Origin of the sequence: Pontibacillus chungwhensis, assembly GCF_030166655.1 — a bacterium.
In the GTDB taxonomy this organism is placed as follows: domain Bacteria; phylum Bacillota; class Bacilli; order Bacillales; family BH030062; genus Pontibacillus.
The window spans coordinates 3,722,607-3,738,115 of sequence record NZ_CP126446.1 but is presented as its reverse complement, the minus strand read 5'-3'; the positions used below and the strand labels follow the sequence as shown (position 1 = coordinate 3,738,115).

14 protein-coding genes and 1 pseudogene are annotated in these 15,509 nt (G+C 37.8%); 11 read left to right on the top strand and 4 right to left on the bottom strand.

All coding sequences use genetic code 11. The features are described 5' to 3' along the window. Positions 1–77 precede the first annotated feature (77 nt). On the top strand, positions 78–359 hold the full coding sequence (locus QNI29_RS19065) for a hypothetical protein (RefSeq protein ID WP_231417815.1): 282 nt from the start codon (positions 78–80) through the stop codon (positions 357–359). 514 nt (positions 360–873) lie between these two features. Continuing rightward, positions 874–1,812, top strand: coding sequence for a phospholipase D-like domain-containing protein (locus QNI29_RS19060; protein ID WP_231417816.1), 939 nt, complete (start codon positions 874–876; stop codon positions 1,810–1,812). 150 nt (positions 1,813–1,962) lie between these two features. On the opposite strand, the pseudogene QNI29_RS19055 reads toward QNI29_RS19060, so the two are convergent. The 3 genes and pseudogenes from QNI29_RS19055 to QNI29_RS19045 all read right to left on the bottom strand — a co-directional run. Then, positions 1,963–2,172, bottom strand: a pseudogene (locus tag QNI29_RS19055) (transposase); the annotation flags it as partial. A gap of 246 nt (positions 2,173–2,418) precedes the next feature. Beyond that, positions 2,419–3,036 (bottom strand): hypothetical protein, encoded by a 618-nt coding sequence (locus tag QNI29_RS19050; RefSeq protein ID WP_231417817.1) that lies wholly within the window; start codon positions 3,034–3,036, stop codon positions 2,419–2,421. A gap of 15 nt (positions 3,037–3,051) precedes the next feature. Then, positions 3,052–3,348 (bottom strand): hypothetical protein, encoded by a 297-nt coding sequence (locus QNI29_RS19045; protein WP_284526593.1) that lies wholly within the window; start codon positions 3,346–3,348, stop codon positions 3,052–3,054. Positions 3,349–4,056: 708 nt separating this feature from the next. Between QNI29_RS19045 and QNI29_RS19040 the strand changes: the two genes are divergently transcribed. Both QNI29_RS19040 and QNI29_RS19035 read left to right on the top strand, forming a co-directional pair. Continuing rightward, on the top strand, positions 4,057–4,791 hold the full coding sequence (locus QNI29_RS19040; RefSeq protein WP_231417819.1) for a transposase: 735 nt from the start codon (positions 4,057–4,059) through the stop codon (positions 4,789–4,791). Positions 4,792–4,892: 101 nt separating this feature from the next. Beyond that, entirely contained in the window at positions 4,893–6,422 is a 1,530-nt protein-coding gene (locus QNI29_RS19035) for a YifB family Mg chelatase-like AAA ATPase (protein WP_231417820.1), read from the top strand. A gap of 582 nt (positions 6,423–7,004) precedes the next feature. Here the strand turns inward: QNI29_RS19035 and QNI29_RS19030 are convergent. Continuing rightward, positions 7,005–7,154: a hypothetical protein gene (locus QNI29_RS19030; protein WP_231417821.1), complete on the bottom strand. Its 150-nt coding sequence runs from the start codon at positions 7,152–7,154 to the stop codon at positions 7,005–7,007. A 20-nt stretch (positions 7,155–7,174) separates the two neighbouring features. Here QNI29_RS19030 and QNI29_RS19025 point away from each other — a divergent pair, with 20 nt between their 5' ends. The 7 genes from QNI29_RS19025 to grpE all read left to right on the top strand — a co-directional run bounded on the left by QNI29_RS19025 (position 7,175) and on the right by grpE (position 15,495). Next, entirely contained in the window at positions 7,175–7,945 is a 771-nt protein-coding gene (locus QNI29_RS19025) for a metal-dependent hydrolase (RefSeq protein ID WP_231417822.1), read from the top strand. A gap of 212 nt (positions 7,946–8,157) precedes the next feature. Beyond that, entirely contained in the window at positions 8,158–8,448 is a 291-nt protein-coding gene (locus QNI29_RS19020) for a hypothetical protein (RefSeq protein ID WP_231417823.1), read from the top strand. Between the two features lie 450 nt (positions 8,449–8,898). After that, positions 8,899–9,750, top strand: coding sequence for a hypothetical protein (locus tag QNI29_RS19015; protein ID WP_231417824.1), 852 nt, complete (start codon positions 8,899–8,901; stop codon positions 9,748–9,750). Beyond that, positions 9,751–11,241 carry a hypothetical protein gene (locus QNI29_RS19010; protein ID WP_231417825.1) on the top strand — a complete coding sequence of 497 codons (1,491 nt, stop codon included), beginning with the start codon at positions 9,751–9,753 and terminating at the stop codon, positions 11,239–11,241. It abuts the gene before it with no gap. 456 nt (positions 11,242–11,697) lie between these two features. Then, positions 11,698–13,116: a J domain-containing protein gene (locus QNI29_RS19005; protein WP_231417826.1), complete on the top strand. Its 1,419-nt coding sequence runs from the start codon at positions 11,698–11,700 to the stop codon at positions 13,114–13,116. Positions 13,117–13,131: 15 nt separating this feature from the next. Then, positions 13,132–14,601 (top strand): AAA family ATPase, encoded by a 1,470-nt coding sequence (locus QNI29_RS19000; RefSeq protein ID WP_231417827.1) that lies wholly within the window; start codon positions 13,132–13,134, stop codon positions 14,599–14,601. Positions 14,602–14,604: 3 nt separating this feature from the next. Beyond that, a complete protein-coding gene (gene grpE / locus QNI29_RS18995) occupies positions 14,605–15,495 on the top strand; it encodes a nucleotide exchange factor GrpE (protein WP_231417828.1) in 891 nt (296 codons plus the stop codon). Positions 15,496–15,509: the final 14 nt, after the last annotated feature.

The window sequence follows — 15,509 nt, the reverse complement described above, 5'->3', positions numbered from 1 at the left end:
TTCTCTCCCGTGAATTAAATCCTTATTTATAATAATATCGGGGGGAGGATAAACATATCTTTGAAAGTGGGAATGGCATGAAACTTTATGACATCTATATCGAACATTATATTGATGAAAATTATTATGATGTATATATCCATCATGGAGAAGGAACAGATGAATTAGTACATCCAATAGAAATAAAAGAGAATCTATCTGGCATAGAAGCACGTAAAATTACTAACGATTTTTTAGCCAGATATTCGTTGGAGGGAAGGGTTAGAATCAATATTGAGGTATATGAGGAAGTGGTTAATTTAAAGGATATTAGAATCCTTACTGCAGAGGAATTTAATCATTTTTTCAATAATAGTTAGCAAATATGGTGAAATCTAATAACAATGGTTTCAGAGGAAGCACTAGAACCGTCTCTGCGCTACGCATGGTAGAATAATTGGTATATCAGAAGTACCACGGGGACGGGGCCGTTGGCACACATCGAACCCTTTGCGATGGTCTAGTGGTATGTTATTGAAAGGTTTGTCTTTTGTCATAATGGTTGAAGGAATTATTGTAAGAAGCACGGGTACGGTTCGGGACCAGTGAAAAAGTCAAATAATCATAATGAAGAAGCAAATCACCTACTGTATATAGATGGTTTGCTTCTTTTTATATCTGTATTTTGAGGTAAGTGTGCAGCACTTTTATAAAATAAGTACTTTTTCACTGGTTTTGGACCGCCCTCGTGTTTCTCAAAACTGTAATTGGTGTTTGTTGTATACAACTTATTGGGGGGTATTAAAACCTAAATTGGTTATAATATAGTACATAAATATCAAGTGTTACTTAATGTTTCGTCTTTATCTTATAAAAGAATAGGAGGAATAAACGATGACAATTGAGGCGTATTTTGCTAGACCAGGAAGCTCTCATGAAATTGCTGAAAGAGTTGCTACAGATATTAAATACTCGAAGGAAAGATTATTTATAGCTATGTCTTTTATAACTGATAATGATTTATTGAAGGAGGTATTAGCTTGTAATGCTCAAAAGCTTGCTATATTTAATGAGGTTAACATTGTCAAAAATGAAGAAAAGGATAATTCAGCTAGAGAGGTATTTCTCCAATTAAAAGGAATGGGGATCGCAGTTAGTTTGGGTACTAATAATCATAAGTATAATTCACTTATGCATCATAAATTTATCATTATAGATGATATCTTGTGGGTGGGATCTTATAATTGTTCTTCGTTATCTAAAACAAAGCATTGGGAAAATATGATTAGAATTAAAGATAGAAGTATAGTAGAAGAATTTTTAAGAGAATTCCATATAATGTATAGATTGGGTGAGACAAATTTAAATTTAGTATTGGATCGTGATAGGTGTCAGGTATGCGAAGATACAATATTTGATCCATTAGAACATTTTTCAATATCTGGTCAATTTACATATAGCATTATTGAAAAAGGGGAAGTATTCTTTAACAGTGCAGGCGGCTATTGCTTTTCAGCCGAATACGGTTCTGAAGATGAAACATACTCCTCTAAGAAATATTTTAATTACAATTTACAAGCTACGTGTATAAATGGTGTTAGCAATTTAGGATTGAGTCAGGGAATATGCTCTGAGTGTGAAAGACTTATACCAAGAAATGAATTAACTGAGATTTCTATAAATGAATCGTATCAAATGCAGCCAACAAATAATATAGACATACCTGATATGACCTCTAAATATAAAAAGGAGTTGGAACAAAAAAAGTTTTGTTTAAGATGTTTTTTTAAGACTTTAACAAAGGAAAAGGTTAAATATACATCACTAGCATAGGAAGAACGGGGACGGTTCGGGACCAGTGAAAAAGTCCCTTTTACTGGAAGCGCAGTAACTAGATGTGGTTAATTTTTACTTTTTATTTTGGTTTTTTATAGTAAAAGAAGCATTTCAGAGGATTTTTGTTCTATATCCTCTGTTTTCTTATGATACTAGGGCTGCTATTCTTTTTATATTAACTGCTATGTCTGCTAACTTCGATTGTTTAGACATACTTAATAGACCATACCCCCTAGCACGGGATAGGCCATGGAACCTTTTGAGCTCAGCGTTCTTTCCTTCGATTGAAGCTCTTTTTTTATATTTTTCTTTGAATTCATCTGTTTTCTGATATTGGGAATGTTGATAGAACTGAGTAGGAAGTACCACGGGGACGGGTCCCCTGGCACAAATAAAGCTACTGCTATTTGGGAAGTAAGCACATGTGGATCATTCTTTTCCCGCGGTGGATCAAAAAGATGGCAGAAGTGGAATACGGCGAGGAGAGGGGATAGTGAATTGACTAAGAGGAAGGTGGTTCATAATTTATTTAGTAAGTTGAATAATAATATAGAAAAGGAGGCAATGCTCTTTGCCCCCTTTAATCACAAAACTTCTAATTCTTTATTTTTTTAGAGAAGAAGTAACGGCAAGGGCTGCTAATAAGCGATTTCGTTCATCAGAACTCTCTAAGCCTTCTTCTATAATATCAAGTGAGCGAGGTAATAGAGCTTGAAGTTTTTCATTCGTATTTACAGCTACTTGACTACTAGATTCATTGATGTGGGATAAAAAAAGTTCAATGTGATCTGTGAGGTTTGCTAAAGCAAGTCTAGAGCGTAGAGATTTCTGTAGTACAGCAGGAAGAGATTCTTTCAATCCGAGTGGTTGCCCTTCGTTTAAAAAACGCACAGCTCTTTGCTGGAGCATTAATTGGGGTTCGTAATCATAATCACCTGTAATTTCTGCCACATAGAAGTGGTCTTGATAAGGGAGGATGCAATAGTCCCCTGCCTTCATCAGAAAGCGAAAATTGTAGAGTAGACCTACTTTTAAGTTAGCATCTTGTGGTTTTAATCCTTGGTGGTTAACATTTTCCCTAATATCCTCTCTGTTTTGGCACAGACTTAGGTCTCCGATTTCGTTCCAACCTACTTGGATAATTTCGTTCTTAATAAAATAAGAAATTTTATCAATACCACGTGGGATTGGGCGCACCAACCATAACTGTCTATTTTTCATTTAATACCTCTCCTTTTATGGTAAATTAAATAACGTTTGATGATAATAAGTCAGTTTTGTAGTAGTTCTTCGGCCTAATTTTGCTTGTATAGCTTTTGGGAGTTGTTTTAAGTTTCCTTCTAGAGGCGTAACAGAAGGAAGTTCCTCACTCACACTTTTAATCTCGCGGTAATGTCTTTCGGTCTCGTGATCATAATTGTAATTACTGGTAATCTGGCGTATAGCGTAATTGTATTTGTTAATAATCAGTACATAATCCCCAGGTTTCATCTCATGTGAAATTCTAATGTGTTCGGTCTTCTTGGGAAGCACAGGGACGGTTCCTGTGCTTCTTTTTTTAGTGAACTTTTTCGGTTTTAATGAAGCACTAGAACCGTACCCGCGCTTCCTATGCCCTAACGATGTGGCTTATTTATTACAATGAAGTTGGCAAAAGGTATTATGCTATAATCTAAATCTCAAAAGGAGTTGCAGATGAAAGGTACAATCTACTCAACTTTGTGGGTCATTTTTATAGGAGGAGTCATATCTTTATTAACCCTTAACGACGTCCATTGGTCACCTATATTAATCTTGGTACTTCTAGCTTCTATATTTAATGTCATTTTCGGTATAGTAACAATCATCAAGGCATTAGATACTGCTCATATACCCCTCCTAACTAGTGGATTCCTTTTGTGCCTTTTATGTTCATCATTAGAAATTGGGAACTTTTTCTTAATTAGCTTTTAAGTACCGTGGGGGCGGGTCCCTTGGCACACGTTGTGAGGGGGTGTGAACCCTTGGAATGATCTGGTGGTATTTTATTGAAAAGTTTGTCTTTTGTCATAATGGTTGAAGGAATTATAGGATCTACATAGAATTATTAGTATGAACAACCCTCGAATTGCAACCTCATTTTCATTAACTCTCTTTCCTTAATTTTATCCTTTTATTACGCATGTAAAATGAACCGGTGGACCTGTCCCCGTGGTAAAGCGAGGTGATTTTTATTTGCCGCGAAGACCAAGGAAGAAAAGCTTGAATGGTGTCTATCACATTATGTTGAGAGGGATCAATCAGCAGACCATTTTTGAAGAGGAGGAAGATCGGAGTCGATTTCTTGAGACACTTAGATGTTATAAGGATGTTAGTGGCTATAAACTCTATGGTTACTGTTTAATGGATAACCATGTCCATCTCTTGCTAAAGGAAGAAGAGGAGCCGGTGTCACTCGTGTTGAAGAGAATAAGTTCAAGCTATATCTACTGGTACAACATGAAGTATGATCGATGTGGTCCGTTGTTTCAGGGCAGGTATAGAAGTGAGACTGTTGAGGATCCTGCTTATTTTATTATTGTGCTTCGCTACATCCACCAAAACCCTCTTAAAGCAGGTCTGGTGAAAAGTGTGTGGGATGGGAAATGGACCAGCTGTAAGGACTATGTGCAGGAAAAAGAAACATTTATTGATAAAGAACGAGCTTTACAGTTGTTCTCTGATGATTGGCGGAAGGCCATTCAACAGTATGTTGAATTTATGCAAAAGGAAAATAAAGATCATTGCCTTGAGATTAATGGAAGTGCGAGGATAACTGATCAGCAGTTACAGGAGCAATTAAGAAATATGGGCATCCCGAGCAGTAGTTTAATTCAGAAATTGAACCAGGTAGATAGGGATGAAGTATTGAGCAGAATTAAAGAAATAGATGGCGTGTCTATTCGGCAACCATCTAGAGTAACAGGAATCCCTAGACGCGTGATTAACCGTTTATAGGATCCACATTTTTATCCACATGAATCTCCATATTCCCCCTCATACGTCTTATCCATTTTCTAATCAGTAAGTTTAAAATCGTAGAATCAGGAGGTGAAGCGATGGCAGTAGCCATTCAAAGTATCGGCCTAAAAGGAATTGAAGGCTATCCTGTAACCGTAGAAGTCGAGAAGCTAGACGGCGTGGAGTCAGTTGTGGTGGCCGGCTTACCCGGTGCTGCAGTAAAGGAGTCAAAGGAGCGTGTGCTAGCAGCTCTGAAAGGTTTTGGTATTAATTTTACCGATCGAAGGGTAATCGTGAACTTATCGCCTGCCGAGGAGAAGAAGCACGGCCCGATGTTTGATGTGGCCATGGCCATTGGCATTCTTAAGTGTTTCGGTTCACTGAAGGGCGTGATTCCAGATGATACAGCGTTTATTGGCTCCCTTTCGTTGACCGGAAAAGTTCAGTCGATCCGAGGTATTCTTCCTGCGATCATGTCAGCGAAGAAACTAGGGATCAAGCGTCTTTTTATCCCTTATGATTGCAGTGTGCCGATACAGGAAATTGAAGGGCTTGAGATTATCTACGTCGAATATTTGATGGAACTCGTCGATCATTTATCCGGAGGAGGCGATTTGTCTCTTGTACCTCCTATGACTGAGTTGGCTCTGGACAATGGTTCTTTTCCTGGAGTTGATTTCAAAGAAGTCATAGGGCAGGAGAAGGCGAAGCGTGCGCTTGAGGTTGCGGCTGCAGGTGGCCACAACGTTATGATGATCGGTCCGCCTGGTTGTGGGAAGAGCTTGTTAGCTGAGAGTTTCCCTTCGATAATGCCAAAGTTAGAACTAGAGTCACAGCTTGAGAATATAAGTTTATATGAGCTCGCCAATACCTCATTATCCTCACTAGGAAGGCCACCCTTTCGCTCCCCGCACCATTCCGCATCCGCAGTTTCCATCATTGGAGGCGGTTCAAACCCCACGCCTGGTGAAATTTCGTTAGCCAATCATGGCGTTCTTTTCTTAGATGAATTAGCCGAATTTCCGAAGAAAACGCTCGATATGCTACGTCAGCCGCTTGAATCCGGACGCGTAACCATCAGTCGTGCCCAAGCGACCGTTACGTACCCGGCCAAATTCCTGCTTTTATCCGCCATGAACCCATGCCCTTGTGGCTACCTTGGCGCCACGACCCATTACTGCACCTGCTCCCCCAAACAAGTTCAGGCTTACCAGAACAAAGTATCAGGCCCTGTTCAGGACCGCATTGATATCATCCTTCATTTAACCCCAGTAAATCTTCAGCAACAAAGGAAAGAAGACGCTACTAGTTCCTCAGATATTCAGAAACGAGTTCAAGTAGCGCGTGATCTTCAATATAAAAGGCACGGGAAAGTGTGCTGTAATGCTGACTTGTCTATAGAAGAAGTACGTACGATGATCCCTTTAACAGAGGAGCAAAAGTCGTTTCTTCAAAACAGAGCGGTGAAAGAGAATTGGAGTAATCGTGTACAAATGAAGATGCACCGTCTGGCCAGGACCATTTCTGATCTGAGAGGTGAGGAAGCGGTGTCGGATGAGGCGTTGTGGGAGGCGGTTACGATGAGGAGGGGGAATAGCGGGTTGGTTAAGAAGAAGGTGGTTAAGTAAGTGATTGTGAAATAAGTTATACGAGGAAGAAGCTCTGGGACCGCCTTCTGCTTTGATAGACACAAAATTTGCAATCCCCATCCACAAGAATAATGAACAAGCTCCCAAATACATTATCGCTGGTAGTACAACATTTATCCAAACACTAAAAGTTTCTTCTTCAGGAAAAATGTTATCAACACTTAAAGAGATAAACTGAGATAAAGGAACATGAGACAAATTAATTGAAAGCTTATGTGCGATAAAAGCCAACATGGAACAAGTTAAGATCACTATTAATGGAACGACATTATTATTAAAAATTCTTTTTCCTACCTCTAACATATACCCCCCCCTTCTTTATCAAAGACAATGTATGCAATATGAGAATGAAATAGGACAAAGGTATAGGTAAGCTTTAATTCCGGTTATAAATTACAGCTAATCTCATAAATATAAATATTGCAATTAGATCTAAAGGAGTAATGGTTTATTGGAAGGAGGGAAAAGGTTGAAAACAAATTACTACTTGAATGTGCAACTCTTCCTAATTGCTTGAGTCGTTCAACTAAGACTGTGGTGTACATGTTAGATCACCATCCTCTAGTTGATCATAAATTTGAAGAGAGCGTTGCTCTGCTGATCATTTCCAAATTGATCAACTTGATCAACAGTCAGAGGCGCTTGCAGACCTGCAAGAGCGGATGTATGAAAATACATAACTTTTAAATGAAACACGTAAAGTTGTGTCATAAAAAAAGGAGGGGTTGCATATGCAGCTTACACGGTTAGGGCACGCGATGTTTCTGTTTACAACTGAGGAGGGGAAAAAGTACTTGGTGGATCCGTTTTTTGACATGAATCCAGGCTGTCCAGACGAATACCGAACAGAAGCCTTTTTCCGTTCATTGGACGGGATTTTGTTAACGCATGGACATTTTGATCACACGAGTGGCGTGGAAAAAGTATTGTCTACGAATCCTGAATGTCAGATCATCGCACAATATGAGCTGGCTATGATTCTAATGGGAGAAGGGATCCAGAATGTATTCCCTCTAAACTTCGGGGGCGCGGTTGAGCTTGATGGTGTTGCAGCTACCTTGGTTCCAGCCAAGCATACATCAAGTCACGGAGAAACCACAGGGAACTTAACGTATGCAGGTGAAGCGGCAGGGTATGTACTTAACTTCACAAACGGCCCCGTTATTTATCATTCTGGGGACACGGCCTTAATGGCGGATATGAAATGGATTCAAGAAGTGTATCAGCCTACTATTGCAATCTTGTCCTCCTCGGGTACATTTACGATGGGGCCGAAGGAAGCCGCGTATGCGGTGGATAACTTATTAAACGTGGAGGTTGTTATCCCTAGCCATACATTCCCGACAAGGGAACAGGCACCCGCTCAGTCTGACTATGATGCGTTATCGGAAGCATTTCCGATTGTTGGGTTTATGGAAAATAAAGACCATGAAATACTTCAGTATGTAAAAGGGAATACCCGCGTTGTGGTGATGGGATACGGGGAGACACAGAAGTTTTAAAAAAAGCAAGGAAGCACGGTTCCCGTGTTTCTTTTTTTAGTTGATTTTTGATTTTTAGGAAGTGTGAGAACCGGCCCCGCCCTTCCGGAGTTTCTACACTCTATATCATGTAGGGAGATGGGAAATTGCATCCCTAAAGAAGGAAGAAAGTCCTGGTACGGAGAAGCAATACATTGTTACATTTTTATTTTTATTAAATATGATTTATAGGAGTGATAAATCTGGCACCAAGAGAAAATAATGTTCATGAGTTTTGGGATAAAATCAAAGTGCCTTCCAGCCATGGTAAGGACATTAATTATGTAGTTAGTTATGGTTTAGTAGATTGGGATGATAATGTTGAAACTTCGCGACCAGCAATATTCGTGATGATGGAATATGGAGGTAATTTGCATAGACAGTTAGTAGCGCATATTACAACGGACAAAAATTCAAACGGAACAACCGATTTTGAAGAAGTTATGAAGGCAATAAATACGCTAAAAGAACGACATAATTTATAAAGTTCTTACTTTTAAGTGCGGGAAGCGCGGGGACGGTTCTCGTGCTTCCTTTTTAAATGAATGGTTACGGCCACTTAAAATTACCGGCCTCTCCATATTTGTACCCACAAACGCTATATACTTTCTAGTAATCGATATATTAGTTATTCTAGCTAAAATACTGGATTTATGAGGTAAGGTTTATGAAACCGTGAAATAAAGTAGTTATGAGACTACAAACAGCTAGATTTAATATGGATAATAATTTTTGGAGGAATAATGGGGGGAGAGCCAGGGATATTCCTAATTTGGTGTGCAATCCACCCCTTCATATAAATAACATTAAATGACAAGAGTAATGTGTAAAAATATTCAAAATAAACTACTTTATGGTGAAGTTTTATAGTAAAATAGTTTCATGAATAATAACCTATACATTTTACTATAACGAAAAAGAAAGAGTGTTAACCTATGCTGAATAGTACATTAAAAAAGGAAGCTGTAGAGGAACTTAAAAAGGCATTTAATCAATACGAAAGGTCTTCTAAAGCACTACAAAACAATGCGGTAAAACTACATAATACTCGGTCTTTTGGTGTAGGCGTTATCGAAAAAGTAGAAACCTATATAAATACATTAGCCAATACTCCTAAGGAATTTGGAAAAAGCTTTGAACAAGTTCAAGTCAACCTAACCACTTTTAAAGCACTAAGCGAAATTACATATGATGAAAAAGAAATGATAAAGGTAGCTGGCGGGGGGACTGCGACAGGTGTAGGTGCAGGTGTTGCTACAGCTGCGCTTGCCCCTTCTGCAGCTATGGCGATTGCAACGACTTTCGGAACAGCTTCAACAGGTGCGGCCATCTCTGGTTTATCTGGAGCAGCAGCAACTAATGCCGCATTAGCTTGGCTAGGTGGTGGTGTTGCAGCAGCTGGAGGTGGAGGCATGGCAGGAGGAAGTGCATTGCTCGCACTAGCAGGCCCAGTTGGTTGGGGAATTGGTGCTGTAAGCTTAACAGCCGGAGGGATTTTTGCAAGTAAAAAGAACAAAGAAGCTGCAATTAAAGCTGATAAGGAAAGAGTTGAGATCGTTAAAGCAACAAAAACGTTTAATGCTACAACTACTGAAATAAAAAGCTTAAAGTCTTCCACTGAATCGTTAGCAACAAAATTAGAGCAAAGTTTGATCTCTTTTATTAGTGAAAACAGGGAAGTAAAGTCTTTTACATCTTTCTCTAAAAGCGAACGAAATAAGTTAAGAGCGATAATAAATAACACAGAAAGTTTGTCACAGCTATTTATGAAAGAGGTTGGCAAATAGATGGCGGCAAATGTTTGGAAGGATCAAACCTTTGCTGTTGGGGTAGATGGATTTAATCAATGGAAACAATACAGTATAGGTAAACAGATAGATGATTTAGTAAGAGAGAAATTACAAGCTCAGCATCAACAAAATTTGAACTTTGAAAATGCCCTACAACAAATGATGAACATGCGTCACTTCTTATCAAAACCAGAAAACATATTAGGTTCTGAACAAACGAAACACGGAGAAATTGCAGAACATTTAGAAGTTAATGTACGTAACGCTTGGGCGGTTTTGAAAGGCCAAGAGAAGGTGGCTACTTTTGATGGAGTTGGGCGAACTGCCCAGGAAGATTTTATTTTAAACGGATTAAAATATCAATCAAAATTCATCAATGGTACCAATAATACACTTGAGGCTGTTCTAGAGCATTTTAATAACTATCAAGATTTTACTATGAATTATTCGATCCCTAAAGAACAGTATGAAATCGTTAGAGCGATTAAATCAGGTCAAAACCCAGATTACTTAAATGACAAATCGATAGGTGCAATAATTCGAAAAGTTGAAGAAATTGAAGCCCAAACTGGGCGTACTTTTCAAGATGTCGTAAAACCATCTGTATCTGATTATAGTGAAGTACAATTGGGTAAAGCAGGTGAAACGGTCTCAAAACATCAAGACTACATTGTAGACGAAAACCAACGTATGCAAGATGATATCCAAAGTGAAGCAGAAAGAAAACGTAGTATTATTGAGGCTAAAAGAGGAGCTTCTATTGGTGAGGGTGTAAAAGTTGCAGGGACTGCAGCGGCAGTAGCAGCCTCGTTAAATACTATAACAGTAGTCTATAATAAGGTGAAGAGTGGTAAAAAAATTCAAGAGTTCGATAAAGAAGATTGGACGGAAATTGGTTTGAGTTCTGCAAAATCAGGTACTAAAGGTGGAGTAACTGCTGGAAGTATCTATCTTCTAACAAATTTAACTACTCTATCTGCGCCGTTTGCAGGGGCTGTGACAAGCGCTTCTATGGGATTATCTTCGTTAGTGACAGATTTACATAGTGGTGAAATTAATATGGATGAGTTCGTTACCGAAGGGCAGGTCTTATGTATTGAAGCTGGCATAGCTGCTACGGGTGGTGCAATTGGGCAGACGTTAATTCCGATTCCAGTCCTGGGGGCTGTTATAGGTACAGTGACTGCTAATTTTGTATGGGGATTTGCTAAAGACAAATTAGGGGCTAAAGAACAGGAATTAAAGAAAGTGTTAAATTCTTACACTCATTCAATTCTCTCTAGTGTAGATGATGCTTATCATGGAATCATCAATAAAATTAATACTGCATATGAGCGTTATAATTCAATGATTGAAGCAGCATTTGATTTGAATGCAAATTCTGATGTTTTAGCAGCAGCTTCAGTAGATTTAGCTGTCGAATTAGGTGTGGGGGAAAATAAGATATTACGTAATGATGACGATTTAGATGCGTTCTTCTTGAATTAATAGATTAGGCGTAAGATGATTCTTTTAGTATAGGAATTAATAAGGCAGGAAAGTAGAAGAAATAAACGTAGCAAAATATAAAGGTGTTATTCGTTTTAAAATTTGAGTAATGCCTTTCCTCGTAAAGTAACACTTTAAAGGTATATCGCTATATAAAGCCATTAGCAAAAAGTTTATATAAAATTATGATTTATATCCACTATAACTTGGATCTAACTGGCAATTGATTAAGCCCTAAAAGCAGGAGTTCTTATATTAGAACTCCTGTTTTTATTTATGTTAGTCTCCTGGGGATTTTTATGTTTAGAATCGAATTTTTAAACCGAACTTCATATATTTCGATTCCCCGAACAAGTCAAATAATACTACGTAAATTACATTTATTTGAAATGAAGGTTTAATTTTTAGCGGATAAATCAAAAAAAGATGCTGAAATAAGTAAAAAATACCATATTCGTGTCGATAAAAGGGATAGGGGATGGTACTATTAGCACTCATTATGAACGACTAAAGATAAAAGAAAACGCTACACAAAAAGAAATTAAACAAGCTTACTTTACATTAATACGTCAGGTTTCTAACGAGGTAAACCAAGAAGAATTTCAATTAGTTAGAGAGTCTTATGAAGTGCTTTCAGATCTAGATAAGAAAGCTCATTATGATCAATTTTTGTTATATGGGAATGATATAGAGCATCTTAATGAGCTTGGAGAACGTCTTTATATGGAGGGGGATTATGAAGAGGCAATAAGACAATTAAAAAAAATACTATTAATTATCCCAGGGGCTGAAAATCCTAGACACTTAATTGCAAGGGCCTATCACAGACTAGGGGATTACCCGAATACCTCCAAACACCTTAATAAGCTGATAGATGTCTATTTCAATAACTCCGTCTATTTCATCGAAGCGGCTTATGTCTACTTAAAGGACGCCAAAGTATTGGAAGCAAAGGGCATTCTCGTGAAAGGGCTCACCCATCACTCTGAAAACTTAGAGTATTTGATGGAATACTGTGATCTCATGATGGAAATGCAAGAATATCACCAAGCGTTCACCTTGTTGTTCGAGAAGGTGGGTACGTTTTCAGAAGTTCAGAAATCATTGGTATATGGAAAGTTAATAGAGGTGAGCGTGAAAAGCAGGAATAAGAAAAGTTTAGAACAAGTGCTTAGGCAGTTTTGGTACGAAGCCCAAAAATCATCTTCTAGAGAGTTTGAAGACCGTAGTCTTCAGACAGCCAATAAATTGTTTGATAAAGGTGACTATGAAGCAGCCTATCATCTAACTCAGTCATTGGGGAGTTTTTTGCCTAATCATGCAGGACTTAATCAATTGAAGAATGATGCTGCGGCATTTTATGAATTCGATTCCATGGTAAACCACACTAAGATCATTCCTGCTCTAAAACGATATTTCATGTATTATTTGTTTTCTCATGAACTGGATGAGCATGAGGCCCATAAGCAGAAAGATGAAGTATTTGATGGTTTAGAACTTTCGTACAGATATGAACCAAGGGAAATGGAAAAGTCTATAAAGATTATTAAAATTAAGTACCCTACCTTAGCACTTGAAAGAGAAAAACTGCTCAACCAGTTTTTAAACTTATGTTATAACTCCATTCAGACTCATACCCAGTATGAGCAGTTAAAAAGAGATTCAAGGGTAATAGAACCGATTTTCCGTCTTGTTGCTCTGTATTTGTCGAATGTGGAACAATCTGAAAGAACCTTTTATTTTAATGAGATTCTTGACGCGTTATCAGAGGAAACGATCAGGGATGTCGAGTATTCAGTATTAATTGTTAAGAGAGATTACATATCATTATATGAGTTGAATACACAATTTTTCGATCAATTGTTGAATGGATAAGGAGGGAGAGGATATTTGAGAGACTTAAATCTTCACTACCTAATGGATGCTTATAATGACCTTCATAATGAAATGGGCATTGCATTTGTTGATAGAGACTTAGAAGCCATTCACTACAACTTTCTTCGTTTATACCGGTTAGCTAATAAATTGGAAGACTACCATTTGAAAGCTATAAACCAGGGAAATATGGATTTTCGTATTACTTTTTATAGGCAGCTAGCTGAATGGAAGTCAAAACTTGCACACTATTACAATGATACAGGCGATTATAGAGCGGCAGAGCGTGAATGGTTCTCCATATTGTCTTTTCCTTACTTAAAAGCGGAATATTACATACAGTATGCTCATTCTGTACTTCAGAATAATGATTTATTTATACATAAGAACATAGAGGACAACATGAACATGATTAACGAGTTCAATGTACATGAAGTGTTGTTTGGTTTAAAAAGGGCAAAATTTTCTCTTAAAGCTGCAGCTAATGCAGAAGAGTCTACAAATGAAGAAGCGATAACTAACTTCCTAAATTGGTTGAATTTGCTTGAGAAGAATATAAACGACTCACCTGATCTATTGAATGCGGAGTTGAAGCAGAGGGATAAGGTAACGCTCGAAAAGTCATTACAAGAATTACATTCCTTGATAGGATTGCCATTCGTTAAAAGTAAAATGCAAGAAATATGTGATTGGGTGGAATTTAATAGGTTAAGGAAAGAAGAAGGTTTTAAAGCTGAGATGATTTCGCTACATATGATATTTAGCGGTAATCCTGGTACTGGGAAGACCACTGTTGCTAGGTTAGTAGCTAAAATATATCAAGCTCTTAATGTTTTAAATAAAGGGCACTTAGTAGAAGCAAGTAGAAGAGATCTAGTTGCAGAATACGTAGGTCAGACCGCTCCTAAGACGATGAAGAAGATAAAAGAAGCTGAAGGAGGGGTTCTTTTTATTGATGAAGCTTATTCTTTGGTGCGTTCTCAAGGAAATGACTTCGGAATTGAAGCGATTGACACTCTGGTTAAAGCAATGGAAGACCAGCGTCATAATTTAATTGTTATTCTTGCTGGGTATCCGGAAGAAATGGAAAACTTTATACGATCTAACCCCGGCTTACGTTCTAGGTTTAAATACAATATTCATTTCCATGACTATAGTATACAAGAACTCTTGCAAATTCATGACCACCTTCTTCAAGAACGAGAGTACAAAATTGAAAAAGAGAATTGGGATCTGGTTCAAGAGATCCTTACGGTGAAGGTTAGCCAAAGTACAGAGGGGCATGGGAATGGGAGAATGGTTCGTAATTTAATTGAAGAAGAAGTTCTGATTAAAGCTTCTGAAACAGTGCAAGATTATAGAAATGGTGAGGAATGTACCTTAGATACAATAGATCGATCAATCTTACTGAAACTATTACAAGAACAAAAAGGGGTTACTTATGATTCTGGATCGAACTCTCTGCTTCAGAAAATGGGTGATTAGAAGATGAAAAAGATAGAGTTATTGGTGGATTTTGGTAATGAGCAAAAAAAGGCTAAAGGAAGTAGGAATCCCTATAGTTTCTTTGTTGGCTACACGAAAAGGTTGTTTAATTGGAATCTAGTGCTAGCGTATGAAAGTTTTAATAGAAATATGAGTGATTTACTGGAGAGTTTAAAAGTCGAGGTAGGTAATGAAGTGTATTATCCTCAATGGAATAATCAAATGGAAAAACTTCAAAAATCTATGGAAGATGGATTTGAAGATTTGATTCAAAGGTCGGGTGATGAAGAGAATATGGAAGAATATAAACAAATTATAGAGGAAGAAATTTTGAATTTGGAGCCTTTGGATTCTTTGGACACCACGAGTGATGGCTTGGTAGAACAAACTGAAATCGCGACTTACATTCAAGAGATTAAAGGTGAAGTGAAAAAAGGAAATAGAGTATCCATGAAGCTAATACAAGAACTGCAAGATAGCATTCTGGATCTTGCGAAACAATCTTCTAAAGAAGACCAAACATTTGTTGAAAATGAACAAATTCAATGGAAGGAAAAAACAGAGGGGTTTATAAATCTTGTTATAGAAGGTTACGATGCTATAGATCTGATTTATCGCTCTGCAGAGAATTCGGGTTTAACTCAGTGGCAACAACATATTGAAGGTGCTCGGGGAAAATATCTCAACCAAATGAATGAACTTGGGGTTGAGGAAATTACTGTACTCGGTCTATTAATAGATGGGGAAAAGATGATCAGTCTTGGGACTGTTCCCCCTGATCAGTACCCTGAAGTGGATAAGTATCATGTTGCCGAGGTACTTCAAGCAGGCTTTATTTATAAAGAAACAGGTGACGTGTTAAGAGAAGCTAAAGTTAAAACAGTTTATTATTAATAGGAAGGATGAAT